Below are 25,146 nucleotides of genomic sequence, written 5' to 3' on the forward strand. Positions count from 1 at the left end.
TTTATTTTTAAAATAAAGTGTATAAGTATGAAAATAATAAACGTTCTTAAAATGCGTATCTACGTTATACATAAATACGCATTCATATTACATTATAAATTCATTTCCTAATATTGATTATATTTAATATATGATGGATCATTGTACACCCATTGATTTCCACCAAGGTTCAACCAACCGTTTTGATTAATATATACTAAATAAGATTCTGGATTATTTAATTTACGAATAACTGAAGAAGATGTTGATGGACCACTTCTTAAATTCACATTCGTTCCTTGTATATATGCGACACCAATTGCACTTCCATCACTATTACTCGTCTTTACAAAATTAATGTACGAAGGGTCATTATACACCCATTGTCCATTTCCTAAGTCCAACCATCCATTACTTTCCTGATATACGACATACGACTCTGGGGAGTTTAGTTGACGAATAACTGAAGAAGACGTTGATGGACCACTTCTTAAATTCACATTTTTCCCAAGTATATAGGCGATCCCCTTCGTTTGTGGTGTTGGCTGGGGATTTGGAGGATTGGGATTTGAAGCAACTCCAAAAATAGCTGCTATCCCATTTGCATACGCTTGACTTAAGTCTTCAATAAATTGTGGATTTTTCAATAAATTAGCATCAAACGTTGTATCAATAAAGGCAGTCTCTGTTAAAATTGCATCCATTGCAGTCTCTCTTAGTACCGCATAATTTGCTTTTTTGGCTCCTCGGTCACGAAGACCGTATTTTGTTAATACAGGATTGACTGCTGCATGCATCTTTTGTTGCTTTTCATATGCGGAACTACTATTAGATAGCGCGTTGTAAATATAACTTTCAAATCCAGTTCCACCGCCACTATTAATGTGAAATGAGATAAAATAATCTGCACCAAATGAATTAGCAATATTAGCACGTTCTGATAAAGAGATAAACACATCACTATCACGTGTCATTTTAATATTGATTGGATAATTTGCAGATAAAATATCTCGCACACGTCTAGCAATTTGAAGTGTTAACTCTTTTTCCACTAACCCATTACCAACAGCACCAGAATCATATCCACCATGCCCTGCGTCTATAACAAGTTTCATATATCTTTTTCGTTCCTTTCTTTATTGTAATAAGCTTTCATTTCTACTCGTCCTATTTTATGTTAATTGTACAAGTTCCGTTACAAGTACAAATAAAAAAACCCCCTTATGTAAGGGGGGTTCTATCGCTTTGCTTTAGCCAATTTAAAATGAATATATACGATTGATAATGGATGTAACGTATGCAAAATAAAAGAAATAAAAGAAATATCCCACCGCCGCTATATAGCAACCCAAACTTCAAAAAGATGTTCAAAAGAGGTGGGAAATACGTTATGTTTTGCAATACAAATAGCATACAAAACAAAATTAAAAATACGGGAATATATTGTAATTCATATGGTCTTCTCTTCTTATACATTCTTTTCCGAATAAAAGTCTGGCATAGTTCTGCTACTATAAAACAACCTCCAACTAATACAAGACCAGAAGTTATCGTCATACGTCCACCTACCTTATATTCATATCATCACCTAATCAATATTCACTATATTTTCTTTACATATATCCCATTTTCCTCAATAAAACCAGATCCCTCTATGAAAGATTTAGCTTGTTCCGTAAACATCTCTTGCAATACTTTTATTTCTTTCACATTTCTCTGTTTCATCATTTCTTCAAATGTAAAATACGTATTTGTCCCGTATCCATAACCTTGATAATCAAAATGAATAATTAACTGTGACAAAATAGCACTCTCTTCTTGAACGCTATAATCTATTACACCAATATATGTATCATCAACCTTTACACAATACTGAACCTTTTTCTCATCTAAGCTGTGTGAATGAAACATTTCTTTTACAGCGCTTTCATTTTCTGTATTTACTTTCTCAAACGTAATCATATGTTGTCCATCCTTTTACTATTATTGTATCAATAATAAATGCAATTTATGAAAAAAACCTTAAGATCGAATGCGACCTTAAGGTTTTTTATTAAACTAAGCTATACGCACGCTTTGTTTCTTCGTGGAACTTATTCGTATCGTATTTATGCTCAACATAAATTTGATGCCATACCATAAACGCAAGTACAGTCCAAATTTTACGGCTATAATCGCCTTTATCTGCACAATGTGCTTCCAGTAAGTTTAATACATACTGTTTTTCGATTAAATGCTCAGTTTTGCTTTCTTTAATAATATTTACAGCCCAATCGTGCATTTCATCTTTTAACCAGTGACGAATTGGTACTGGGAATCCAAGCTTTTTACGATCTAACACGTGATCCGGAACAATTCCACGAGCAGCTTCACGTAATATAGCTTTCGTTGTTCCGTTTGCAATTTTAAATTCTGTCGGAATTTTAGATGCAACGTCAAATACTTCTTTATCTAAGAACGGTACACGAAGTTCTAATGAATTTGCCATCGTCATTTTATCAGCTTTTAATAAAATATCGCCGCGTAACCATGTGAACATATCAATGTACTGCATTTTACTTACATCATCATAATCTTTAATTTCGTTATACAATGGTTTCGTGATATCCATATAGTTAACACTTTCATCGTAATACTTCATTAATTCAGCTTTCTCTTCTTCACGGAAGATTTTCGCATTTCCATAGTAACGCTCTTCGATTGGCGTACATCCACGCTCTAAGAAGCTTTTTCCTTTAAACCCTTCTTTAAGAGCACCACTTAATGCCTTTAGAACACTCTTTCCTGGGCTAGGAATGTAAGAGAACATTTTTAACGAGTTTGGCTCACGATAAATGTTATATCCACCAAATAGCTCGTCTGCACCTTCACCAGAAAGAACAACCGTTACATGTTTACGCGCTTCTTTCGCAACGAAATACAATGGTACAGCTGCTGGATCCGCTAAAGGATCATCCATATGCCAAATGATTTTTGGGAACTCATCCATAAATTCTTGCGCTGTAATGAATACGTTATGGTTTTTAACTCCTAATTTCTCAGCAGTTTCTTTCGCAACATCAACTTCACTGAAACCGCGTTGTTCGAAACCAATAGAGAATGTTAATAGATTTGGATTCATTTCTCTTGCGATAGAAGCAATAATAGATGAATCGATACCACCAGATAAGAAAGAACCTACTGGCACATCACTACGCATATGTACTTTTACAGAATCGTATAATACATCACGAATTGCTTGGATATGCTCCTCTTTCGTTGCGCTTGAAGCGTTGAAATAAGGATTCCAGTAGCGATGGATTTCCATCTCTTTACCGATTTCTTTTACGAAGTAATGACCAGGCTCAATTTTATTAACATCAATTGTTAATGTTTCTGGCTCTGGACCATATTGGTACGTAAAGTAGTGTTGTAGTGACTTTGGGTTTACCCCTTTGTCTTCCATTACATGCATAATACTTTTCTTCTCAGATGCGAAGAATGTAGTATCACCTTGTTGTGCGATGTATAAAGGCTTAATACCGAAGTGGTCACGTGCACCGAAAAGTGTCTTTTCTTCACGATCCCAAATCATAAATGCGAACATACCACGAAGGTAGTCTACACATTTTTCTTTCATATGTGCATACAATGCAATGATAACTTCTGTATCAGATTGTGTAGCAAAAGTTGCACCTTTTTCAAGTAACATTTCACGTAGTTCTACATAATTGTAAATTTCACCATTAAAAATAATTACATATCGATCATTTTCATAAGTTAACGGCTGATGTCCTGCCTCTAAGTCAATGATACTTAAACGGCGGAAGCCAAATTGTACATGTTCATCACGAAAATATCCTTCGTCATCTGGACCGCGGTGGAAAATCATCGTGTTCATATTTTCAAATTGATGTTTTTCTGTTTCTGAAAACTCTCTAGGGTTTTCACATAAACATCCTACAAAACCACACATACTTCTTACCCTCTTTCAGTTTTCATTCTGTCTCAATACTACTATATCAACCCTATTTATACTAGCATAATCAACTGAATATGGCGACCAAAAACTATAAAAAACTCACTCCATTTCACATTTTTAACATTTTTTTATGAAAACATGAAAACTAGGCACTCACCTTTCTCCGCTTTTGTCATATGATATTGCAAATTGATTTCTAGGAGGTAATACCATGAGTGAAGAAAAAAAAGATTCTTCTCGCCCACCGGTTCGTAATTATTTAAAACAAATTGATGATTTTTTCGAACAAACGCCTCTTCGTGGCGTAATTGCTGATTTAAATCATTTTTTCCAAAAAGGAAACCGTTTATTAACATTCCCAGTAGATTTATACGAAGTTGGTGACGAACTCGTCGTTACAGCCGAACTACCAGGTATACAAAAAGAACAAATTCAAATTGAAATACAAAGCGAATACTTAAAAGTCTCTGTAAAAGAAGATATACTTGAAGAGACGGAAGAAGAACAAACATCTCATAACTATTATCGCCGAGAACGTTCCATTTCAGAAGCGTCAAGAATTATTAAGTTACCATATTTAATTAATAAAAAAGCAACGAAAGCTTCTTATCAAAACGGTGTATTAGAAATTCGCGCACCGAAATTACCACAACAGCATGACATATTATCCATAGACTGAATACTAATAAAAGAAGGGTGCTTAGCACCCTTCTTTTTAAGAAGCTAATCGCTTCATATCACGTATAATATCTTCGTATGGCGTATTGCTAATGCCGCTATATTTTTTCATTACTTTTCCATTTTGATCGACTAAGAAAAATGATGTACCGTGTATTACTTGCCCATTCTCTGGTTTATCTACAAGCGATTGGAAGTTATCTTTTGAAAACTTTGTAATATCCTCCAGTGAATAACCTGTTAACAAGTTCCAGTTACTTGTATCCTCTGTAAACTTTTGAATGAATGCTTTCAAATTTTCTGGTTTATCAAGTTCAGGGTCTACACTAAACGAAACAAACTGAACGTCTAATTTCTCTTCCTTAGCCATTTTCTGTAATTTCGCCATATTAGCAGTCATTGGCGGACAAACTGTTTGACAGTTTGTAAACATGAAATCAGCTACCCAAACTTTCCCTTTTAAATCTTTTGTACCAAACGGCTTTCCTTCTTGATTTGTAAATTGGAAAGTTTCCAAATCCCAGTTTAACGGTTTACGGAGTTTTGCCCCTGAACTGCTACAACCTGCAAGTACAAAGAGACATAACACAACCATAAGACCAATTAACTTTTGATAACGCTTCATTATTAAACCTCTTTTCTCTATCCTTAATTTATGTAAGTTATGTATATCATAACAAAAGTAAACACTATGAGAAAATTGTTTACATCATTTGTTCACGAAATCGTACGAATTTACGTATGTTACTTCTTTATTTCAAGCGAATTACTAGACAAAATATATTTTACTACTATTATTTCTCTAACCATTATTTGCGAAACGAAGTTCATTGTTAAATTTGTAAATAAATCTCCCTATTTTTTTACAATTACTTAAACATTAATCCATGTTAAACACTGTATTCCTTAACAACATTTCGGTACAATACAACTACAACGATTTTAAATGAGGTGATGTTCATGGCAAAGCGCTATGAAAATATGGATAATGCAAGTACAAAAAAATCAATTCGCTCCTTCTTACGTTGGCGTAAAGAGAGAAAGCAAAACAAAAAAGACTTTTCTTTTCTAGTAGAACAATCACCTGTTAAACAAAGTAAATTTCTACTAAATAACTTTGAAAAAACGACTGTCACATGGATTGGTCATTCAACTTTTCTCATTCAAACGAACGGCTTAAATATTTTAACAGATCCAGTATGGGCAAATAAATTAAAGTTAGTTCCACGACTTACTGAGCCAGGGCTCACTATAAAAGAACTACCTAAAATCGATATCGTTCTTATTTCACACGGTCATTACGATCATTTAGACTTTTCATCTCTTCGTCAACTAAATGATGATACCTTATACCTTGTTCCTATTGGGCTAAAAAAATTATTTACTCGTAAAAAATTCACCAATGTAGAAGAATACAACTGGTGGGAAAGTACAACAATTGAGGAAGTCTCTTTTCACTTCGTACCTGCCCAGCACTGGACGAGAAGAACATTATTTGATATGAACACCTCTCACTGGGGAGGATGGATCATTGATAATATGACTTCTTCAGAAACCATTTATTTTTGTGGTGATAGTGGTTATTTCCAAGGATTTAAAGAGATTGGCAAACGTTTTTCAATCGATATTGCACTTATGCCAATTGGTGCCTATGAACCAGAATGGTTTATGAAAGTATCCCATGTTTCACCGGAAGAAGCTGTGCAAGCCTATCTAGATATAAACGCTACACACTTTATTCCAATGCACTACGGTACTTTTGCGCTAGCAAATGAAACGCCGAGGGAAGCTGTAACACGGCTTCGTAATAACTGGAATTTACGCATGCTACCGTGGGAACAACTTCATGTTCTCTTTTTGGGCCAAACTTTCACTTATAGCCCTACTGTTCCAGATAAAGAACTAGAAAAAATCACAGAAATCTCTCATGTATAACAGAACTACTTTTTTGAATAATTTATCATATACTATAGAAAATCGAAAAGGGTGTTTTCCATGAACGATTATTTACAGACTCGCTATATCATTAGCGGAAGCGCCTGTATTGCCCTTCTCATTTCTTACTTCATATACACATAAAAAAGCTACTTGAAAATTCATTTCAAGTAGCTTTTTTATTACTCTGCTAAATACATAAAACCAATTGCTCCTGGTCCTGTATGAGTACTGATAACTGGTGTTGTATAGAAAATCTCTGATTGAGTGAATCCATTCACTTTTTCAACAGCAGCTTTTACACTTTCTGCTAAAGGAATTGCTTTAGCATGTGGAATCGCAACAGCTTTCACTACTTTTCCAGCAGTATCTTCCTCGAATATTTTAGCCAATGTTTTTACAATCTGCCCTTGGCTACGTACTTTCGTTACCGGATTATATACGCCGCCTTCTAAACTTGCGATTGGTTTAATATTAAGTAAAGAACCAATAAGTGCTTTACCTTTACCAATGCGTCCACCTTTTACTAAGTTTTCTAATGTATCTACGACAACATATAAACGAGTATTCTTTCTTACTTCATCAATACGTTTTAAAATATCTTCTAGTGAGCATTCTTCTTTTGCCATTTTTGCAGCTTCAATTACTTGATATGCTAAAGCATGTGTAATGAATTGAGAATCAACAACTGTTACTTTCGTATCTGTCATTGATGCAGCGCTATTCGCTGTTGCGACAGTACCGCTCATTCCACCTGTCATATGAATGGAAAGTACTTCACTTCCATCTTCGCCTAGCTTGTCATACATTTCTACAAATGTACCCATAGCCGGTTGTGATGTTTTTGGTAATTCTTCTGATTTAATCATTTCTTCAATAAATTCATCCGGTTGCAAATCTACACGATCTAAGTATGTTTGTCCATTTACAGAAATAGATAATGGTAGAACATGAACATCATACTTCTCAATCACTTCTGGAGATAAATCTGCCGTTGAATCTGTTACAATTTTAATTTTTTGCATATTATATTCTTCCCTTTCCAATACGCTCTCCCTGTTATTATACTAGTATTCCCGATGCTTTCAACAATTTCGAATAAATTTCACCAAATTAATTATATTTTTATACCTAAAATGAAAAAGACAGAGCCTACCTAACTCTGTCCCTGCTGTGTATTATGCATTCTTTTCAAGAGTATTTGTCTTATATACATTTGAATAATCATTCCACTTCAAACAACTTTGTAAATATTCACGGAAAGAGTACGAGAATCTTGGGTTTTTATGTTTTTGAATTTTCGCAATAAATAATTGAAGACGAGACTGAATTAGAAACGCTAATGGATGCTGTGTTTGTAGGACAGGGATTTCAAATATTTTAATACAATTCCCTGTTGCATGAGTGAAATAAAAACTTTTCGTAATCACAATATCAATCCTCTTTTTCGTTGGATTTTTGAACTTCCTCCACTTTATTCTTTAACACGTTTTTTAGTGTAGGTTTCCTATGAATACTAAAATATCCTTAAGCTGCCCCATTTAGAAGTTAATACTTCATTTATATCCACCTAATTCGAACCCTGTCCTATATATCCTTTGAGACGGGAGTCTTATTACCCATATATAGCTTGATAACTTCAGTATAAACTTATAAAAATGAAAAGTTTGTCTAAATTTTGGAGATTCTATAATTTTTTCCTTCTATATATTGTATACAATTATAGCTAGAGTATAACAAATAAATTAAAAAGTGCCTTTATAACGAGGCACTTTTCGACTGTATTTCTTCTTCTCTTTTCTGTTTTCGTTTACTAACTATCTTTGATAAAGCGATACTGATTTCATAAATACAAATAAGCGGTACCGCTACTAAACTATGTGATAAAAAATCTGGTGGCGATATACATGATGCAATTATAATCAACACGACATAAGCATATCTTCTTATTTTCTGAAGAAATTCTGCCGTTAGAAGACCTATACTCGTTAAAAACATAACAACTACAGGTAATTCAAATATAACAGCAAACGGAACTGTTAAATTTAATACGAAATGAAAATATTTTTCCGTTGTAAACATCGTATTAAACATCTCATTACCAATTGTAGTTAGGAAATGAAATAAAAATGGCATGACGATAAAATAACCGAAAGATAGGCCTGCTATAAATAATATAGACAATACCGGTATATACATTAATGTCATTTTTTGTTCATTGGGATGTAAACCTGGTTTTACAAATAACCAAATTTGTATCGCAGCAAAAGGAATTGTACAAACGATAGCAAATACTGTAGCAATCGAGAAAAAAATCCACAACACATCACTTGGACCGAGAACAGTTAATTTCATTGGTAAATCTTTTACAAGCCAAAAATAAATATCCTTCGTAAAAGTAAATCCAATAATTAAAAATAATACAAAGGATAATACTGTATATATTACTCGTTTGCGAAGCTCAACAATATGTTCTACTACGCTCATTTCCCGATCTTCCATCTCGTTCACCACACTTTATTTATCCATTCCGAGAAAAACTTCAGCATATTCTTTTATTTATTTTTTTCTTTCTCTTGAAATGCCTCATCAGTCAATTCTTTTGTTGATTTTTTAAATTCTTTTAACGTTTCCCCTAAAGCTTTCCCAATTTCCGGTAACTTTTTTGGGCCAAATAAAATTAACACTGCTACTAAAATTAAAATTAACCCTGGAAAGCCAATATTTGAAAACATTTCCCCATCCCCTTCATAAGTAGATTCCTTGTCCTACTATTCCATAAGTTCATTTTGTCAAAAAATTTCGTAAACGTCAATGTATCCGTTGCCTTTTGTCAAAAAAATTCAAAAATATAATCAATTAAATATCATTTTCTATTCCTTTTGTATATGATATGGTTAAGGAAGATATAACTTATCTCAATACAGTGAAAGGGATTAACATTATGACGCAAAAAATTAAAAGAATGACCCAATTTGTAAAAGAAGAAATTGCGAATGCAATTATCCATGGTATCGGTGCCATTTTAAGCATCCCTGCCTTAATCATATTAATTATTCATGCTTCCAAACATGGCACAGCATCTGCTGTTGTTGGCTTTACCGTTTATGGCGTAAGCATGTTCTTGCTATACTTATTTTCTACACTGCTACATAGTATCCATCATCCAAAAGTAGAAAAGTTATTTACCATTTTAGATCACTCCGCCATATATTTATTAATTGCCGGCACGTATACACCATTTCTACTCATTACACTGCGTGGCCCGCTCGGTTGGACTTTACTCGCAATTATTTGGACCCTTGCGATTGGTGGCATTATTTTCAAAATTTTCTTTGTTCGTCGCTTTATTAAAACATCAACATTATGTTATATCATTATGGGTTGGCTCATCATCGTTGCCATTAAACCCCTTTATGAAAATTTAACCGGTCACGGCTTCTCACTACTATTAATAGGCGGCATTTTGTATTCTGTCGGAGCTATATTCTTCCTTTGGGAAAAGCTTCCGTTCAATCATGCCATTTGGCATCTCTTCGTACTAGGCGGTAGTACAATGATGTTTTTCTGCGTACTGTTTTATGTCTTACCCGCAGCATAAAAAAAGTTTCAGCTTGTTTAAGCTGAAGCTTTTTTTATTACTTATGTAATTGAGATGCAATAATATCTTTTGTATGCTGGGTTAACTCTTTAGCATCCATACTTGCATATTCTTCAGGTGTAATTGGCTTAGAAATTGTTAATGTTGCATGAGCTGGTTTCATACGATTTCCATTAGCCTCAAACATCTTATATGTACCATCTAAAGTTACTGGTAATATAGATACGCCAGATTTTACAGCAAGGTGAAAACTCCCTGCTTTAAACTCACCGATTTCGCCACCCTTACTTCTCGTTCCCTCTGGAAAAATCACGATAGAATGCCCGCTCTTTAACAGTTCAATTCCATCTTTAATTGCCTTAAGAGATTGACGACGATCGCTACGGTCCATAAACACACAATTCATTAGTTCCATCCATGTTGGCACAACCGGAAACTTTTTAATTTCCGCTTTTGAAACGAATCCAATTGGCTTATTTAAGTAACCTAGTAACACAGGAATATCCATATTACTTTGATGATTACTTACAACTAGCACTGGCTTGTCTTTCGGAACATTTTCAAGTCCCTTTACTTCTACAGTCGATCCAGTTACACGCACCATTTTCTTACCAAACCAGTTTGTTGTTTTATACACAACACTATCTTTTTCTTGCGGTGACATCGCATTTGCTTTTCTTTTTATACGCCACAACCTTGGTGTAATCGCAATTACGATTAAAATTAAATAAAAGATTTTAAAAAACGTTTGAATCATACAGAACCCCCACCTATTATCATTCCGACCTTCATTATACTAGACAAACGAAGGAAAAAGAAGAAAAAATGTCCAAACAACAAGTGTTTGGACATTTTGAAGTTTTCTATATTAGAAACGTTTTGCTAATTCGCGTGCACTTGCAATTGCTGCTTCTTTAATGTCTTGTGCTTTTTCAGGATTTGCATTCATTCCTTCAACTGCAATATATTCAGTGTCTGATACACCCATGAATCCTAATACTGCATTTAAATGATTGCGACCGAAGTCCATAGATGCGTATGCTCCTTCAGAGTAAACGCCGCCTGTAGCTTGAATATGAAGTGCTTTTTTTCCTTCTAGTAAGCCAACTGGACCATTTTCAGTATATTTAAATGTTTTACCTGCGATTGATAAGTTATCTAAGTATGCTTTCACTACTGCTGGGTAGCTGAAGTTCCACATTGGAGTCACGAATACATAACGATCTGCATGCATAAATGTTTCTAAGTTATTGTTCATTGCTGCAACTTTTTGTTGCTGATTTTCACTTAAAGCTTCGAATCCTTCGCCTGCTGCAAATTTACCCCAAGCAGCGAATACGTCTGCATCGATTGCTGGTACAGTTGTATTGAATAAATCAATTGTTACAACTTCGTCTTGTGGATGTTCGTTTTTATATGCTTCGATAAAAGCTTCCCCTACTGCCATACCGAAAGAACCTTCTGCTGAATTTGGATTTGCTGTAATAAATAGTAATTTTGTCATTATATTATCTCCCTTTTTCTAATTTATCTTTAATTTGAGATTTATTATTTTATAGTAAATAACTTACCTTATGTAAGTATAATACAAAAAGTTTTAATGACTGTCAATAAAAATAGCTACCTTTTTTTCGTAAGTTAATAAGTTATATTATTTCAATTAGTTTTTGTATATAAGTATTAAGGTTTTAACCAAATAAAAAAACTACCTCCATATTTCATGGAGATAGTTTTCATCAATTACTACTTTTGAAAAACATGTTTCACTTTTTCAGCCGGAATATTACTTCCACCTCTACCTTTTACATCTTCAATCATCATTGTAATGACCATATCAGGTGAATTTAAATCAAACGCAGCGAACCAACCTAGTTCTTTTCCCTCTGCCTCTTTTGATACTTTTAATTCTGCTGTTCCTGTTTTACCAGCAAGGGTCATACCATCAATTTTCGCAATTTTCCCCGTACCATCTGGATCGTTAATTACTTTCGTTAAAGCCGTTTTCAATATATCTTGATTTTCTTTAGAAATCACGTTCTCTTTCCAAGCTTTTGGTTGTTTATCTGTTTTAATAAGATACGGTGACGGAATCTTTCCATCATTTACAATCGGTGCATACGTTAAAGCTAAATGAAGAGGAGTCATTAAGACTTGTCCTTGTCCATATCCTGTATCTGCCATTTGAATATCATTTTTTATGCCATCATTTGCGATTTTAGAAGCTGGGAATCCATATTCAATTGGTAATTTCTCATCAAATCCGAATTTTTTCGCCTCAGCCATAAATTTATCTTTTCCAATTTTCAAAGCTTCTTGTGCGAAATAAATATTATCCGAGTATTTCATTGCCTTATCAAAATCAATCGGATTTGCATCTTTTACACGTGTTACGTAATAATTGCCCCAAGAAGAATCTTTCGTCCACTTCAGTCCTTCAATTTTCAATTCTTCTTTTGGATCGATTGTTTTTGTTTCAAGACCAATTGCACCTGTAATTGGCTTAAATACAGAACCTGGTACCGATAATTGTGTAAATCGATTCGTCATCGGTTTTTTCGGGTCATTATTCCAAGCCTCGCGCTGTGCTTTTGATGTTCCTCGTGCAATTAAATTAGGATTATAAGCTGGACTACTTACAAGAGCAATTGTTTCTCCACTTTTCGGATTAATTGCCGCACTTGAACCAGCTTCTCCCTTCATTTCATTATACGTTTTTTCTTGTACAACACTATCGATAGTTAAAGTTACATTTTCTCCATCAACAGCATCTGTTTTCGCTAAATTTTTAATTTCTTTTCCTTGTGCATCTTCCATGAAGACACGGCCACCTTTTTTCCCGCGTAGCTGTTCTTCCAATACTTGCTCTAATCCAGCCTTACCAACTGGTTCATCGGCTTGATAGCCTTTCTTTTGAAGCGTTTTTAAATCTTCAGCATTTACTTTTCCGATATAACCAGTAAGATGCGCTGCTGCTTCCCCTAACGGATATGTACGAACATTTACAGGTTTTGCTGCAACACCAGGTAAATCAATATACATATTTTGCGTTGTCCCTTCAGGTAAAATTCCAATTGGTACAAGATACCCTGGTTTTACCCATTTAGCAGCTAGTTTTTGATCAATTTCTTCTACAGACATATTTAACAACTTCGCTACTGCTTCTTTCGTTTGCGGAGCAGTTTCATCTAATTTTTCTGGAACAATTCCAATCTCAGAAGCTTTCCCATTCGTCGCAAGACCTTTTCCATTACGATCGTATATTTCACCACGTTTTGGTTGTGTTGTTTGCATACGCACTTTACTATCTTTTGTCATGCCAGGGAAAATGAAATCAGGTGTCCAATCTATTTTCCAAGACTCTTTATCTCCATCTTTTTCTTTCACCATTTTTGCTTCATGACCAAAAGTGATTTTACCACCAACTGTATCCATGCTTACTTTAAAAGGAACAGGGCCTTCATCTTTTTTATCTTCTTTTACTTCCCCTGTTTCTACCTTTAAGTCTTTCACTTCAATACCAGAATAAATTTTTTCATATTTCTCAGTAAACTCTTTCTTTGAAATATCTTTTTTTGCATTTTCTGATAATTGATCGTACATATCTGCAAATTTTTGTTTATTCCATGCTTTTACATATGTATCAAACGCTTCTTGTGGTTTTTCTTCTTTACCACATCCAACTAACATGAATGTTAAGCAAAGAAAAAGAATCCCCCATATTTTTCTCAACTGATTCTCCTCCTTTTATTACATGGCGTACTTCTAACGATTTATAGCATTCTATACATGCTAACTCTCATTATAGCACTATCGAATCCCATCTATAAAGATACATCTGATAATATAAATAAAAAGATTGATGTGAATGCTCACATCAATCTTTTTTTATTGTTGCTTTTCATAAATATGATAATAGTACGTGTACGGATTTTTTTCATCCGTTAAGCCCTTCTCCACAAAAACTTCTTTCCAACCAGTCATATCCATTTCCGGGAAGAATGTATCTCCATCAAATGCATGATGAATCTTTGTTATATACAACTTCTCCACATACGGTAAGAATAAATCATAAATTTGCGCTCCTCCAAAAATAAAGATTTCTTCTTCATCTTTGCATAGCTCAAATACTTCTTCCACAGAATGAGCAACTTCACAACCTTCAACATGATAATCACCGTTACGCGTTACAATAATATTACGTCTTCCAGGCAATGGTCTACCAATTGCTTCATAGTTCTTTCTCCCCATAATAAGTGGGTGACCCATCGTCGTTTTCTTTACATACTGTAATTCACTCGGTAAACGCCAAGGTAAGTTATTATCTTTACCAATCACTCTATTCTCGTCCATTGCGACCATAAATGAAACAATCATCTTGTCATCTCCTCTACAATTACACTGCAACCGGTGCTTTAATCGCTGGGTGTGGATCATATCCTTCAATCGTTAAATCTTCCATCTCAAAATCAAACACAGATTTCACATCTGGATTTAATGTAAGTTTAGGGAACGGGCGTGGTTCACGTGCCAATTGCTTTTCTACTTGTTCAAAATGATTTGTATAAATGTGTGCATCTCCAATTGTATGAACAAACTCTCCTACTTCAAGACCACATTCATGTGCTATTAAATGTGTTAAAAGTGAATAGCTTGCAATGTTAAATGGAATGCCAAGGAATATGTCACCGCTTCTCTGATATAACTGACAAGAAAGCTTTCCATCTGCTACATAAAACTGGAATAGCGTATGACAAGGCGGTAAAGCCATACTTGGTACATCTTCAGGATTCCAAGCAGAAACAATTAGACGGCGTGAATCTGGCGTTTTCTTAATCATTTCAATTACATCTTTTAATTGATCAAGTGTCTCACCAGCTGTCGTTTTCCAAGCACGCCACTGCTTTCCGTATACGTCTCCTAAATATCCAAATTTCGTTGAGAATTCATCGTCTTCTAAAACGTTCTTTTTAAACAATTCCATTTGCTCATCGTATTGCTTCTTAAATTCCTCATCTTGTTGTGAGCGGAGACCGAAATCTGTCATATCAGGGCCAGTATAATCATCGCTTTCTACCCAGCTCTTAAATGCCCATTCATTCCAAATATTATTATTATGCTGCAATAAATAACGAATATTTGTATCACCTTTCATAAACCAAAGCAGTTCACTTGCTATAAGGCGAAACGGCACTCTCTTTGTCGTTAATAAAGGAAAACCATTACTTAGATCAAAACGCATTTGATATCCAAATACAGATACAGTGCCTGTCCCTGTACGATCTTCTTTCTTCGTACCATGCTCCATTACATGGCGGCATAAATTTAAGTATTCATATTCAGCATGTTTCATATGTAGTAAAACCTTCTTTCAATCTTATATGAAATTTATCATAACATGAAAAACAGCGAATTTAATAATCCAAATTAATAAAAATTCTTTCAATATTTCTTACAAAATTATTAACTTTCAATATTAAAAAAGGTTTTCACTTTTCTATTACAGAAAGTATAGTGCGGAACATAAAAATTATATTTGGAGGTTGGAAGCATGTCTAAAATCAAAACTCCTGTTTTAAGTACGTTACAACATAATGTTGAGAAGATGATGAAGGATTTACACGTTCCTGGCGCTGCTGTAGCTGTTATAAAAGATGGTGAGGTCATTATTTCAGAAGGTTTCGGCTATCGTAACATAGAGAAAAAAGAGGCCGTTACCCCGCAGACACGATTCGCAATCGGTTCTGCGACGAAAGCATTCGGTACACTTTCATTAAGCTTATTAGCACAGCAAAAAAAGTTTAATTGGGATACTCCTGTCCAAACTTACGTACCTAACTTCTCTTTATCCGATATGCTCGCTAACTCGCAAGTTACAGGACGAGATTTAGCTTCTCATCGTACTGGGGTAAGTCGTCACGATGCTCTTTGGTACAGCTCTTCTTTAACTCGAAAAGATATAGTAGAAAAAATAAAATATTTATCACTTGATGCTCCGTTCCGCACAGCATTTCTTTATAACAACTTAATGTATGCGACAATTAGTTATATTGTGGAAAATATTACGAATCAAACGTGGGAGCAATACGTTGCAGAACATATTTTAGAACCTTTAAATATGGATCAAACAAACTTCTCTGTTACAGACTCACAAAATACAGATGATTATGCTTTACCTTATATTGAAAATGACGGTGAAATAAAAGAAATTCCATTCCGAAATATCGATACAGTTGGAGCGGCTGGATGTATTAATTCTACCATTGAAGATATGGCAAAATGGGTTTTGCTTCATTTAAACGAAGGAAAAACAGAAAATCATGATTTGATTTCTACTGAACTACTCCAAGAAATGTATACACCACACACTCCAATCCCGAATCAGCCAATGTTATCAACGAGTGAATCACCATTAAATAGCTATGGACTCGGTTGGTTTATTAGTGCTTACCGCGGTTATAAAATGATTCATCACGGCGGTAATATTGATGGATTTTCTGCACTTGCTTCATTTATGCCAAACGAAAATATCGGTATTATCGTACTAACAAATTCTGGACAAACTTTACTTCCTACTTATATTACAAAGCATATTTACGATGAACTTCTCGGACTAGAATATATCGAATGGCATGAACGTGCTGTAGAAGATAGTGAAAAAATGAAAGAAATGATGAAAGAGGCAACTACATCACTTCCCGAACCAATAAAAGGGACTATCCCTTCTCATGCATTAGATGACTACACTGGAACTTTTGAGCATCCCGCTTATGGAACACTGAAAGTATACAAACAAGATGATTTCCTACATGTACAATTTATGGATATGGAATTTCAGCTAAAACATCATCATTACGACATCTTCTCAGCATCAATTAGTTTGTTCCAAATGAAAATGGGGCTTTTATTCGCTTATGATATGAATGTAAATGGTGAATTCCCGACTCTTCAATTACACGTACCTGCAACTTTAAGTACTCAGCCTCTTACATTTACGAAAATTAAATAACAAATTAAATAGAGGGAAGATTGTGCTTCCCTCTATTATTTTGGAACTAGAAACCCTTCCATAAACCGATAATTCTGTTATTTAATTAAACAAATAAATTAAGGGTAGCCCAAATACTAACTTATTAATCAAAAACAACTTAATGAACAAGCTATCTATTAATTGTTATATAATCTCAAAGAAATAACTTTTTTATTATCGATTTCCTGAATGAAGAAGAACATCATTATTATTGGCGCGTTTATTTTTCTTATCTCTCCATATAATTTTTTTCAAACACATAAAAACAGTAACTGAAATAGCGACTCCAACTGTAACATCTGAAGCAAAATGGGCTCCTACCACAATACGACTCATTGGTACTAGTATCTTATTAGTTGGTTCATATAGACTATTGGATATTTATAAGTCTGTAGATACATAGTAAAATAGCGAAGCTGGAAATTAATATCACTTTTCTATTTCTCCTACTTTCCACTATGTTTTAATATAAAATTCCCCATCTCAATTGCTAAATCTTCACTTTGAGGATAGACACCTACGTTATCTCCATAAGCGTGCCCCAACCCTCGATAAAGAACTGTCTCAGTATCAACTCCTTTTTTAGTTAATTTAGCTGCATACGCTAAACATTCAATCATTAAAAAATCATGCTCTCCTACCGTAATAAATGTACTTGGATAGTCTGGGGATACATCAACATATGGACTTAAATACTTCGAATGAATTTCTTTCGTACCAAGTACTTCTGACATACCTCCAACCATTGAATGCATTATATTAAGCATTTTTTCTAATCCTTTTTTATACTTAGGAGCAATTTCATATTTATCTATACTCCAAGAATAAAATTCATCTTCATAGTCACACATATTAAGTGTAGGATACAGAAGCAACTGTCCCTTCACGTACTTCCTACCATCTTCCATATCTTTAGTTGTACAATACTGTGTTAAGTTCCCTCCTGCACTATCACCTGCCACAAAGATATTATTCTTATCCCCGCCTAATGTATCAGTATTTTCATAAATCCACTTTAAAGTAGTGTAGCAATCTGTATGCCCAGTTGGAAAAGGATTTTCCGGAGCTAATCGATAATCCACAGAAACGGCTAGTATATCTATTTTTTCTACTATCAATTTCACAAGTTCTTCTACTACATCTGGTGATCCTGCCATAAATCCACCACCATGAATAAAGTATAAAACTGGCGCATTCTCTTGTTTAGAAACACTGTTATAAATTCTTATCGGAATATCATATCCATCTTCCGCTTTCACTGTTTTATGCGTAATATTAACGTCTTTAGTGACAATTGGAACACTCTTAATTCCATTAAATTGTTTTCGCATATTCCTTACCGATTTTTCAGAAGCGTCCATTTTCATCATATTTTTAGGCATAAACCTCATTACATTCATTTGAACCTTCGTGTCCTTATAAAGACGTGGATCCATCGCTCCTTTTTCATCACAATCTGGTATGTTTTTTACTAAAACTTTCGCCCCCTGTACATTAATGATTTCTTGTTTTTCTTGAATTTTTTCTAATAGGTTTAAGTCATATTTTCTAGTCATCTAGTATTCATCCTCCCTTATTTTAAACGCTTTTATTTCTTCAGATTAGATAAATCTCTATTGAATCTCACTTCATTTACTATTACTAAATAAAAAACGTTCCATGTACAAAATGTAACATGAAACGTTTTTTTATTGTTGTTCCTATTTGATTCGATTATTGTCATTTTTTGATATGATATTTTTCCTATACTGTAATGGTGTATATCCGTATTTTTCTTTAAACTGTGAAATAAATGATTTTACATTTGGAAATCCGTGTTTCACTGCTATATCTTGTATAGAATTTGTACTATTAATAATATCTTCATACGCTTTATAGAGCCTGTATCTCGTTAAAAAAGTGGTGAAATTTGATCCGAACGATTTTTTGAACATACGAGAAAAATGTTCTTCACTTACAAAAAAATGTTTAGCTACATCTTTCAGTTTAAGTTCTTCATCATAATGTTTATAAATATACGTAATCATTTCTTTCTGTTTATTTCCAAGTTGATAATTATTGTCTATACTCTCTCCATCTTTGCAATATCGCAATAGAATATAAACAATTTCATAAATTAAATTATTAATTTTTATGTAACTTAAATCATCAAAATTTGTGACTAACTCCTTTAATTCATAAAATATTTGCTGGAGGTTAGTTTTCTGAACAACTGATTCTTTTATATTAAATCTATATTTATCAAAATCTCCATTTACCTCTTTAAGAAATTCATAAGAAATAATTAACATCATTACTGCACAACTTGTATTTTTAACTTTTTCGAATTCATGAACATCGCCACTATTCACAAAAATAAATTCGCCAGCGGATACTTTCTTTTTTTGCCCATTCACATACAAGAAAACCTCTCCATATACGACTAGGCTAATTTCAATACTTCTATGCCAGTGAGGAGGAATATAATAGTGAAAACCAGTAGGTAACATTGTATCCTATATATATTCAACCATTCCTGGAATTCTATCGCGTAATTTTATTTCTTCATATTTGCCTTGCCTGATTTTCAATTTCCCACCCCCTTTTTATATTATAAAGTAGACGTCAAGATTTTCATTCCTTCATAAAAAAACTACATACATAGTATGTAAAGAGACCGTCTCATGAGTTATTTACAAATAGCAGGTGTGAGATTTCCCACCTGCTATCCTTATTTTTTATTCATCATTTCACTATCAAACCAGATTGGCTTTGATAATTCAAAGTTTTTATGATCCTCTAAAACTATAGTAAGACGCTCTAACGTATCCTCTAACATATGTGGTGCTGCTCGTAAACTCCAGACAACTGAAGAAAAAACCGTCATGCCAACGTACACCGCATATAATTTCCAGAACTCCTCTGGTATTCTCCCATTAAAGTATCCTTCTATTTGTCCGATTGAATACGGGATACTAATGTCTCTTGCAAATAATGCTATTTTTACGAAATCATGAAGTGGGTCGCCCCAGTCGTAGCCATTAAAATCAACAACACCTACATATTTCGCATCACGTACAATTATATTTTCTAAATGAAAATCATCGTGTTGAAATCGATTTGGGCGGTTCTTTACATACATTTCATTTTCATCTATAAACTTTATGATTCTATCATCATTTTCAATTTTAATTCCGCATGTTTTATACGCATCTAAATATTTTCTATGTTTTTTCATTGCTCTTTCATACCATGGGAGTATATCCTTAGGAGCTTCATGTGTATGCATTGTTGCTAAGTCTTTTCCTGCTGCTATACCAATATCATATTGTTCTTTTGGCGTATATGTAGGCAATAGCTTCTTAGCATCTTCTCCTTCTAAATATGAAAAAATACTATAACATAAATCTTCTTCCTCCAATATACCGAGTTCAATTGGTCTTTGAGCCTGCACGTTACGTTTTACCATTTCATTTAAAATTTGAAACTCTATTTTTTTCCTATCATACTCTTTTATATCACCTGTCCGTAATAAATATTTTTCATCATCAGTAGTCGTAATAATATATTTTTTATCAGGAGAGAAACCTTTAGAGATTTCTTCAATATTTGCAGCATCTTTTACTATTTGTATATTGTTTTTCCACGTTGTAATTGTCTTCATGTCTATTCTCCTTACATTTCTGTATTCGCTGTATACGCAACCTCTACAATAAAGCCCTTCGGGTCATAAAAGTCTATTGTATAGCAACATCCGAATAATGATTCATTTCAATTGGACCACGTATAACCTTCACCTTATTGCCAGTAAGAAACTTTGCTACCTAAAATTCAATATGATGAATACCTGCTCAAAGTTTATTTATATTAAGAATGTGCCGCCTGTACTACTTGCACAATTTCCCCTGGCGTATTAACCATATAATCTGGCGCGTCTCCTTTTACTGTCTCAATTACGTCATACCCCCAAGAAACCCAAATGACATTCACACCAGCTTTTTTACAAGCTGCAATATCACGTTGTTCATCACCGACATACAACATATCTTGTTCTGTTAGCTTTTTCGACTTTAAAAATCTTTTAATCATTTTATCTTTACCAAACAAATTTTTAGAACAATACACTTCTTGAATATTTTCTATGCCATTACTATGTAAAAATACCCTAATATGCTCTTCTGAGTTCGAAGATATAATCGCAATCCCGTAGCCTTTTTTATGTAGTTCATCTAATACATCTTTCATCCCATCGAATAAAACGAGATCTTTTATGGTAGGTTGATATAGTTTATAAAACTCTAACGCCAATATAGGAAGTTTATAAAGTGGTACATCGAGTTTTTTACACCTTTCAGAAATAGTCAATTTTTGTAAAGGCTCAATTTCTTCCTCACTCACTGTCTTATATCCATGCTTTTCAGCAAGTTGATTATAAATCGGTACAAATATATTTTGTGAATCTACTAATGTGCCATCACAGTCAAAAACAATGTATTTTTGCATTCCCCTACTCCCTTTGCTTTTTTTCCTAAACCTATATTATTCAACAACATAGTTTACCCTTTTATCAACATAAAAAAAGAACAAGATTTTCTCTCGTTCTTTTTAAGACAACCATTTCGGCGGTACATTCGTATTCCAATAAATATTTCCTAACTCATGGTGTCCTGAATATCCATCATCAAAACGATGATAGTGGAAATTAAAATAATATCCATCTTGCGGTGGATGATCTCTCCTCACATGAAATCGCAGTAAGTCATTTCCTGATTTCGTGTCATAAACATGAAAAATCTTTTCATTATTTCCGCCAGCCGGTCTTTGAGAAATCGCTAATGATTGCAAAGATTCTTCTGGCACATCATTTGCGAGTTCCGCAATTGCCTCTTCAATTTTAGGTAATACAACATCTTTAAATTCATCTTCAATTACAGGCCCAATTTTAGAGCCGAATTTTTGCATAGATTGCTTCTCTGCTTCTTGCATCGCATAGTTAACAAAAGTATCGGTGGTTAACCTATCATTTGTTTCTTCATATGTATAGGACGTACTCTCCAAATTTTGTTGCCCAGCTGTGCTCGTAGGCTTGTCCGCAGCTTTGGCATTATCAAGTAATATGGAAGGAGGCGTCACTAAACCAAACGTAAATACGGTAATTAATGCGACTAAGGTTTTTCTAAACCAATTTGGCATTTATGTTCCCTCCCCTTTCACTCATTATATTTTATATAACGGTTGTTTCTTCTATTATACAAAATGATTGTAATTTTTGCACTTTACAATTTTGTTAACGTTCACATATTTTTCACTTGAATATGAAATTGTAAGATTTCATACACTATAAATACAACAACAATGAGGGGGCAATCAGATGACTTTAGATGTCGTGTACTCCGCCGCAAGCATACTTCTTTTAGTATATTTTATTTATCAGTGTGTTACAGACTAGAAAAAGAGCCATTTCCGGCTCTTTTTCTATGGTAAAAATACAATCCAACCAATGAATACTATAAAAATAACCCCAATAATTACTGCTGGTAATAAATAAAACTGAGAAAGGATGACCGTCCCGTATATGAATACGACTGGAAGGAGCAAATAACGATCCGCCTTCCACCTTAATAATAGTAATTCTCCTTCATCACAATATAAATGTAGAAACATTTTCTTCGTAAATTCATTCCAATAATCACGCGCATAGCGAGAAATAGCAACTATAGCAAATACAAGAATAATAGCTGTTATCCACTGCGGAGTCACGATAATACCTACAGTACTTATACATACAATTTGAACATAAAACATTAAAGCACTACTTGTACGCAAAAATTCTTTTAAAAAAGCTTCTACAATACGCGAATCAGAATTTTTTCCTAATATCTTTTTAGACCGAGGGAACATCCACGGTTTTTTATTCGAACTACTTGGCTTAGCTGCATGACCACCAACTTGCATAATCCCTACAGTCCAGCGCATACTTTCTTCTTTTTCTTTCTCAACTTCTTTAAAAAAGAACTTTTTATAATTCATCTTTTCTTTTACTAAGACTACAGTAAGTACAGCTACTAGGCCGGTAAATAATATGAAATACAATGGATTTTTAAAAATAAAAAATACACTGATTCCAAAATAGACTAAACTTAAAGAAAATATAACATCTTTTATAATCAATAAAACCCATCGTTTCCCCACACGTACATTTATGAATCTCGTCAACAACGATAGCATAAATCGAAAAACAGTAAAGAACATCCAGAACAGTGCGATTTGTATAATTGTCACTCCCATACTTTTCATCAATATAGGCAGCATAATGAATACTACAATTGCGTTCGTTATTGCAATCCGAATTAACGTATATATAATGCCAAGCTTCATTAATTTTCGCATATGATTTGGGTACGAAATTAAAAATAAACTATCTGCTTGTTCAAAAAATGAGCGAAGTCCTCTTGAAAATGTGACAAAATAAAACGCAAGTAAACCTAACCCAAAATAAATGGTCTCTTCCATCGATAATTCTTTCATCCATAGTGAACGATAATAGATCCCCGCAAATATAAGTGCTGGAATAATAATATATAATGCTACTGTCCAATCTGTTACAGAACGAATCGCTTTCCATTTTCTTTGCAATTCATGACGTAACCTTTTATTAAACTGTTGTTTAATCATTTTGTTCCCGCCTTACAATTGCATCGAAACAATCTAACAGTGTACTTCCTGGCATTTCTGCTAACGATTGGATCGCCTCTAAATGCCCATCTGCTACTAATGTACCTTGCGAAATGAGTAAAAATCTTTCACAAATTCTTTCAGCTGTATCCAGCACGTGCGTACAAAGTAATATACCTGCTCCTCGCTCTTTTTCCTTATATAAATAATTCAAAAAGTCTTTCGTGGCTACTGGATCTAAACCGATAAAAGGCTCATCAATAATATAAAAATCTGGCTCTGTTAAAAATGCTAATATTAGCATCGATTTTTGTTTCATACCTTTTGAAAATTTTGATATGTATTCGTGTATATGTTTTTCCATTCGAAACGTATGTAATAATTCCCTTGCTTTGTCCTCCCAATTTCCCACTTCATTTCCACGGGCAGCCATTAGCAATTCAATATGCTCCCACAAAGTTAAGTAATCATAATAAGTGGGGTGCTCCGGTACATAAGCATATGGATTTTTCTTTTCACCAAACGAGATTTCACCATCCATATTGACAAGTAGACCGAGTATCGACTTAATTGTCGTACTCTTTCCTGCACCATTTGCGCCAATAAGAGCAACTAATTCCCCTTGTTCAATCGAAAAAGCAATATCATGAATTGTCTTTTCCCCTATATCATATCCAGCAGAGCGGATATTCACTTCTAACATACATTCCCCTTCTTTCCATTTCCAATACAATCAAGGAAAAGAATAACATATAACTATCTATATATCATTATAAAATATCTATTTTCGTAGCAGGAATAAATACTTTTTAACAGAATACTTAATGTTTGATTACATTTTATTGGAGTGGATAATATGTCTTTTCAAATTCGTGAAGCTACGATAGACGATATAGATGCACTTTGTTCTTTAACAAAAGAATTAAAAGGTTCCTCTATTTCCTATGAAGATATGAACAACCGATTGCAATTCGTACAAATGAGCCCTTTTGATTTTTTATATGTATATGAGGAAGATAATACTATTTTTGGATTACTAGGATTTCGTATACGTGAAAATTTAGAAGATGTAACTCGTTATGGAGAGATTTCAATTATTAGTGTTGATTCTACAATACGTCGAAAAGGTATTGGACAAGTGTTAATGGATTATGCAGAACAATTAGCAAAAGAGCATGACTGTATTGGTACTTGGCTTGTTAGTGGAATGAACCGCAAAGAAGCACACCCCTTCTATGAAAAATTGGGCTATGAAGTAAATGGGTATCGATTTGTAAAATATTTTTAAACTACTGGTACGAAGAAAGGACT

Annotated in this window: 25 protein-coding genes and 3 pseudogenes; 5 read left to right on the forward strand and 23 right to left on the reverse strand. The window is 33.8% G+C overall.

What is annotated here, in order from left to right; genetic code table 11:
- Positions 1–107: 107 nt before the first annotated feature.
- The 4 genes from B5P42_RS14895 to asnB form a co-directional block, all read right to left on the reverse strand.
- On the reverse strand, positions 108–1,094 hold the full coding sequence (locus B5P42_RS14895; RefSeq protein WP_113734533.1) for an N-acetylmuramoyl-L-alanine amidase: 987 nt from the start codon (positions 1,092–1,094) through the stop codon (positions 108–110).
- A 106-nt stretch (positions 1,095–1,200) separates the two neighbouring features.
- Positions 1,201–1,536, reverse strand: a complete 336-nt coding sequence (locus B5P42_RS14900) for a hypothetical protein (RefSeq protein WP_113734534.1) — start codon at positions 1,534–1,536, stop codon at positions 1,201–1,203.
- A 45-nt stretch (positions 1,537–1,581) separates the two neighbouring features.
- Positions 1,582–1,941: a GNAT family N-acetyltransferase gene (locus tag B5P42_RS14905; RefSeq protein ID WP_002012705.1), complete on the reverse strand. Its 360-nt coding sequence runs from the start codon at positions 1,939–1,941 to the stop codon at positions 1,582–1,584.
- Between the two features lie 91 nt (positions 1,942–2,032).
- Positions 2,033–3,934, reverse strand: a complete 1,902-nt coding sequence (gene asnB / locus B5P42_RS14910) for an asparagine synthase (glutamine-hydrolyzing) (RefSeq protein ID WP_002012706.1) — start codon at positions 3,932–3,934, stop codon at positions 2,033–2,035.
- Positions 3,935–4,151: 217 nt separating this feature from the next.
- On the opposite strand from asnB, the gene B5P42_RS14915 reads away from it, so the two are divergent.
- A complete protein-coding gene (locus tag B5P42_RS14915) occupies positions 4,152–4,619 on the forward strand; it encodes an Hsp20/alpha crystallin family protein (protein ID WP_002012708.1) in 468 nt (155 codons plus the stop codon).
- A gap of 36 nt (positions 4,620–4,655) precedes the next feature.
- Here B5P42_RS14915 and B5P42_RS14920 read toward each other — a convergent pair whose 3' ends face one another.
- On the reverse strand, positions 4,656–5,243 hold the full coding sequence (locus B5P42_RS14920; protein WP_088032839.1) for an SCO family protein: 588 nt from the start codon (positions 5,241–5,243) through the stop codon (positions 4,656–4,658).
- Between the two features lie 335 nt (positions 5,244–5,578).
- Here B5P42_RS14920 and B5P42_RS14925 point away from each other — a divergent pair, with 335 nt between their 5' ends.
- A complete protein-coding gene (locus tag B5P42_RS14925; RefSeq protein ID WP_113734535.1) occupies positions 5,579–6,553 on the forward strand; it encodes an MBL fold metallo-hydrolase in 975 nt (324 codons plus the stop codon).
- Between the two features lie 182 nt (positions 6,554–6,735).
- On the opposite strand, the gene B5P42_RS14930 is transcribed toward B5P42_RS14925, so the two are convergent.
- From B5P42_RS14930 to B5P42_RS14945, 4 genes are all read right to left on the reverse strand, one after another.
- Positions 6,736–7,578 carry a DegV family protein gene (locus B5P42_RS14930; RefSeq protein ID WP_060750483.1) on the reverse strand — a complete coding sequence of 281 codons (843 nt, stop codon included), beginning with the start codon at positions 7,576–7,578 and terminating at the stop codon, positions 6,736–6,738.
- Between the two features lie 153 nt (positions 7,579–7,731).
- Complete coding sequence (locus B5P42_RS14935) at positions 7,732–7,983, reverse strand: DUF2535 family protein (protein WP_002012715.1); 252 nt, start codon at positions 7,981–7,983, stop codon at positions 7,732–7,734.
- Between the two features lie 328 nt (positions 7,984–8,311).
- Entirely contained in the window at positions 8,312–9,055 is a 744-nt protein-coding gene (gene tatC / locus B5P42_RS14940; RefSeq protein ID WP_012260868.1) for a twin-arginine translocase subunit TatC, read from the reverse strand.
- 53 nt (positions 9,056–9,108) lie between these two features.
- On the reverse strand, positions 9,109–9,288 hold the full coding sequence (locus B5P42_RS14945; RefSeq protein WP_002012719.1) for a twin-arginine translocase TatA/TatE family subunit: 180 nt from the start codon (positions 9,286–9,288) through the stop codon (positions 9,109–9,111).
- 209 nt (positions 9,289–9,497) lie between these two features.
- Between B5P42_RS14945 and trhA the strand changes: the two genes are divergently transcribed.
- Positions 9,498–10,154, forward strand: coding sequence for a PAQR family membrane homeostasis protein TrhA (gene trhA, locus B5P42_RS14950; protein ID WP_113734536.1), 657 nt, complete (start codon positions 9,498–9,500; stop codon positions 10,152–10,154).
- Positions 10,155–10,191: 37 nt separating this feature from the next.
- Here the strand turns inward: trhA and B5P42_RS14955 are convergent, their stop codons facing one another.
- From B5P42_RS14955 to B5P42_RS14975, 5 genes are all read right to left on the reverse strand, one after another.
- Positions 10,192–10,911, reverse strand: a complete 720-nt coding sequence (locus B5P42_RS14955) for a lysophospholipid acyltransferase family protein (RefSeq protein ID WP_002141628.1) — start codon at positions 10,909–10,911, stop codon at positions 10,192–10,194.
- 111 nt (positions 10,912–11,022) lie between these two features.
- Complete coding sequence (locus tag B5P42_RS14960) at positions 11,023–11,658, reverse strand: FMN-dependent NADH-azoreductase (RefSeq protein WP_044441917.1); 636 nt, start codon at positions 11,656–11,658, stop codon at positions 11,023–11,025.
- A gap of 239 nt (positions 11,659–11,897) precedes the next feature.
- On the reverse strand, positions 11,898–13,883 hold the full coding sequence (gene pbpC / locus B5P42_RS14965) for a penicillin-binding protein 3 (protein WP_113734537.1): 1,986 nt from the start codon (positions 13,881–13,883) through the stop codon (positions 11,898–11,900).
- 156 nt (positions 13,884–14,039) lie between these two features.
- A complete protein-coding gene (locus B5P42_RS14970) occupies positions 14,040–14,528 on the reverse strand; it encodes a dihydrofolate reductase (protein ID WP_113734538.1) in 489 nt (162 codons plus the stop codon).
- A gap of 19 nt (positions 14,529–14,547) precedes the next feature.
- The gene (locus tag B5P42_RS14975) at positions 14,548–15,504 is read right to left on the reverse strand and encodes a thymidylate synthase (protein ID WP_113734539.1); all 957 of its coding nucleotides are present in this window, start codon (positions 15,502–15,504) and stop codon (positions 14,548–14,550) included.
- A gap of 198 nt (positions 15,505–15,702) precedes the next feature.
- On the opposite strand from B5P42_RS14975, the gene B5P42_RS14980 reads away from it, so the two are divergent.
- Positions 15,703–17,160, forward strand: coding sequence for a serine hydrolase (locus tag B5P42_RS14980; RefSeq protein ID WP_113734540.1), 1,458 nt, complete (start codon positions 15,703–15,705; stop codon positions 17,158–17,160).
- Between the two features lie 195 nt (positions 17,161–17,355).
- Here B5P42_RS14980 and B5P42_RS32695 read toward each other — a convergent pair.
- The 9 genes and pseudogenes from B5P42_RS32695 to B5P42_RS15025 form a co-directional block, all read right to left on the reverse strand.
- Positions 17,356–17,529 (reverse strand): annotated as a pseudogene (locus B5P42_RS32695) (phosphatase PAP2 family protein); the annotation flags it as partial.
- Positions 17,530–17,627: 98 nt separating this feature from the next.
- Entirely contained in the window at positions 17,628–18,737 is a 1,110-nt protein-coding gene (locus B5P42_RS14990; RefSeq protein ID WP_113734541.1) for an alpha/beta hydrolase, read from the reverse strand.
- A gap of 144 nt (positions 18,738–18,881) precedes the next feature.
- Positions 18,882–19,751, reverse strand: a pseudogene (locus tag B5P42_RS14995) (AraC family transcriptional regulator).
- Between the two features lie 140 nt (positions 19,752–19,891).
- The gene (locus tag B5P42_RS15000) at positions 19,892–20,824 is read right to left on the reverse strand and encodes an aminoglycoside phosphotransferase family protein (RefSeq protein ID WP_113734542.1); all 933 of its coding nucleotides are present in this window, start codon (positions 20,822–20,824) and stop codon (positions 19,892–19,894) included.
- Between the two features lie 11 nt (positions 20,825–20,835).
- Positions 20,836–20,984, reverse strand: a pseudogene (locus B5P42_RS33520) (VOC family protein); the annotation flags it as partial.
- A gap of 43 nt (positions 20,985–21,027) precedes the next feature.
- Complete coding sequence (locus B5P42_RS15010; RefSeq protein ID WP_113734543.1) at positions 21,028–21,663, reverse strand: HAD family hydrolase; 636 nt, start codon at positions 21,661–21,663, stop codon at positions 21,028–21,030.
- Between the two features lie 102 nt (positions 21,664–21,765).
- Positions 21,766–22,353, reverse strand: coding sequence for a YpjP family protein (locus tag B5P42_RS15015; protein ID WP_002031682.1), 588 nt, complete (start codon positions 22,351–22,353; stop codon positions 21,766–21,768).
- Between the two features lie 282 nt (positions 22,354–22,635).
- Positions 22,636–23,835: an ABC transporter permease gene (locus B5P42_RS15020; RefSeq protein ID WP_113734544.1), complete on the reverse strand. Its 1,200-nt coding sequence runs from the start codon at positions 23,833–23,835 to the stop codon at positions 22,636–22,638.
- Positions 23,828–24,538, reverse strand: coding sequence for an ABC transporter ATP-binding protein (locus B5P42_RS15025; protein WP_044441941.1), 711 nt, complete (start codon positions 24,536–24,538; stop codon positions 23,828–23,830). Before B5P42_RS15025 ends, B5P42_RS15020 begins: the two co-directional genes overlap by 8 nt.
- Before the next feature lie 153 nt (positions 24,539–24,691).
- Between B5P42_RS15025 and B5P42_RS15030 the strand changes: the two genes are divergently transcribed.
- A complete protein-coding gene (locus B5P42_RS15030; RefSeq protein WP_107887459.1) occupies positions 24,692–25,123 on the forward strand; it encodes a GNAT family N-acetyltransferase in 432 nt (143 codons plus the stop codon).
- Positions 25,124–25,146: the final 23 nt, after the last annotated feature.

It is taken from the genome of Bacillus sp. SRB_331, assembly GCF_003264175.1.
Taxonomy (GTDB): Bacteria; Bacillota; Bacilli; order Bacillales; family Bacillaceae_G; genus Bacillus_A; species Bacillus_A mycoides.

Excerpts from the sequence above, each read along its gene's own strand:
- B5P42_RS14895 (WP_113734533.1), bottom strand. The coding sequence starts at position 1,094 with ATGAAACTTGTTATAGACGCAGGGCATGGTGGATATGATTCTGGTGCT.
- B5P42_RS14900 (WP_113734534.1), bottom strand. The coding sequence starts at position 1,536 with ATGACGATAACTTCTGGTCTTGTATTAGTTGGAGGTTGTTTTATAGTA.
- B5P42_RS14905 (WP_002012705.1), bottom strand. The coding sequence starts at position 1,941 with ATGATTACGTTTGAGAAAGTAAATACAGAAAATGAAAGCGCTGTAAAA.
- asnB (WP_002012706.1), bottom strand. The coding sequence starts at position 3,934 with ATGTGTGGTTTTGTAGGATGTTTATGTGAAAACCCTAGAGAGTTTTCA.
- B5P42_RS14915 (WP_002012708.1), top strand. The coding sequence starts at position 4,152 with ATGAGTGAAGAAAAAAAAGATTCTTCTCGCCCACCGGTTCGTAATTAT.
- B5P42_RS14920 (WP_088032839.1), bottom strand. The coding sequence starts at position 5,243 with ATGAAGCGTTATCAAAAGTTAATTGGTCTTATGGTTGTGTTATGTCTC.
- B5P42_RS14925 (WP_113734535.1), top strand. The coding sequence starts at position 5,579 with ATGGCAAAGCGCTATGAAAATATGGATAATGCAAGTACAAAAAAATCA.
- B5P42_RS14930 (WP_060750483.1), bottom strand. The coding sequence starts at position 7,578 with ATGCAAAAAATTAAAATTGTAACAGATTCAACGGCAGATTTATCTCCA.
- tatC (WP_012260868.1), bottom strand. The coding sequence starts at position 9,055 with ATGGAAGATCGGGAAATGAGCGTAGTAGAACATATTGTTGAGCTTCGC.
- B5P42_RS14945 (WP_002012719.1), bottom strand. The coding sequence starts at position 9,288 with ATGTTTTCAAATATTGGCTTTCCAGGGTTAATTTTAATTTTAGTAGCA.
- trhA (WP_113734536.1), top strand. The coding sequence starts at position 9,498 with ATGACGCAAAAAATTAAAAGAATGACCCAATTTGTAAAAGAAGAAATT.
- B5P42_RS14955 (WP_002141628.1), bottom strand. The coding sequence starts at position 10,911 with ATGATTCAAACGTTTTTTAAAATCTTTTATTTAATTTTAATCGTAATT.
- B5P42_RS14960 (WP_044441917.1), bottom strand. The coding sequence starts at position 11,658 with ATGACAAAATTACTATTTATTACAGCAAATCCAAATTCAGCAGAAGGT.
- B5P42_RS14970 (WP_113734538.1), bottom strand. The coding sequence starts at position 14,528 with ATGATTGTTTCATTTATGGTCGCAATGGACGAGAATAGAGTGATTGGT.
- B5P42_RS14975 (WP_113734539.1), bottom strand. The coding sequence starts at position 15,504 with ATGAAACATGCTGAATATGAATACTTAAATTTATGCCGCCATGTAATG.
- B5P42_RS14980 (WP_113734540.1), top strand. The coding sequence starts at position 15,703 with ATGTCTAAAATCAAAACTCCTGTTTTAAGTACGTTACAACATAATGTT.
- B5P42_RS14990 (WP_113734541.1), bottom strand. The coding sequence starts at position 18,737 with ATGACTAGAAAATATGACTTAAACCTATTAGAAAAAATTCAAGAAAAA.
- B5P42_RS15000 (WP_113734542.1), bottom strand. The coding sequence starts at position 20,824 with ATGAAGACAATTACAACGTGGAAAAACAATATACAAATAGTAAAAGAT.
- B5P42_RS15010 (WP_113734543.1), bottom strand. The coding sequence starts at position 21,663 with ATGCAAAAATACATTGTTTTTGACTGTGATGGCACATTAGTAGATTCA.
- B5P42_RS15015 (WP_002031682.1), bottom strand. The coding sequence starts at position 22,353 with ATGCCAAATTGGTTTAGAAAAACCTTAGTCGCATTAATTACCGTATTT.
- B5P42_RS15020 (WP_113734544.1), bottom strand. The coding sequence starts at position 23,835 with ATGATTAAACAACAGTTTAATAAAAGGTTACGTCATGAATTGCAAAGA.
- B5P42_RS15025 (WP_044441941.1), bottom strand. The coding sequence starts at position 24,538 with ATGTTAGAAGTGAATATCCGCTCTGCTGGATATGATATAGGGGAAAAG.
- B5P42_RS15030 (WP_107887459.1), top strand. The coding sequence starts at position 24,692 with ATGTCTTTTCAAATTCGTGAAGCTACGATAGACGATATAGATGCACTT.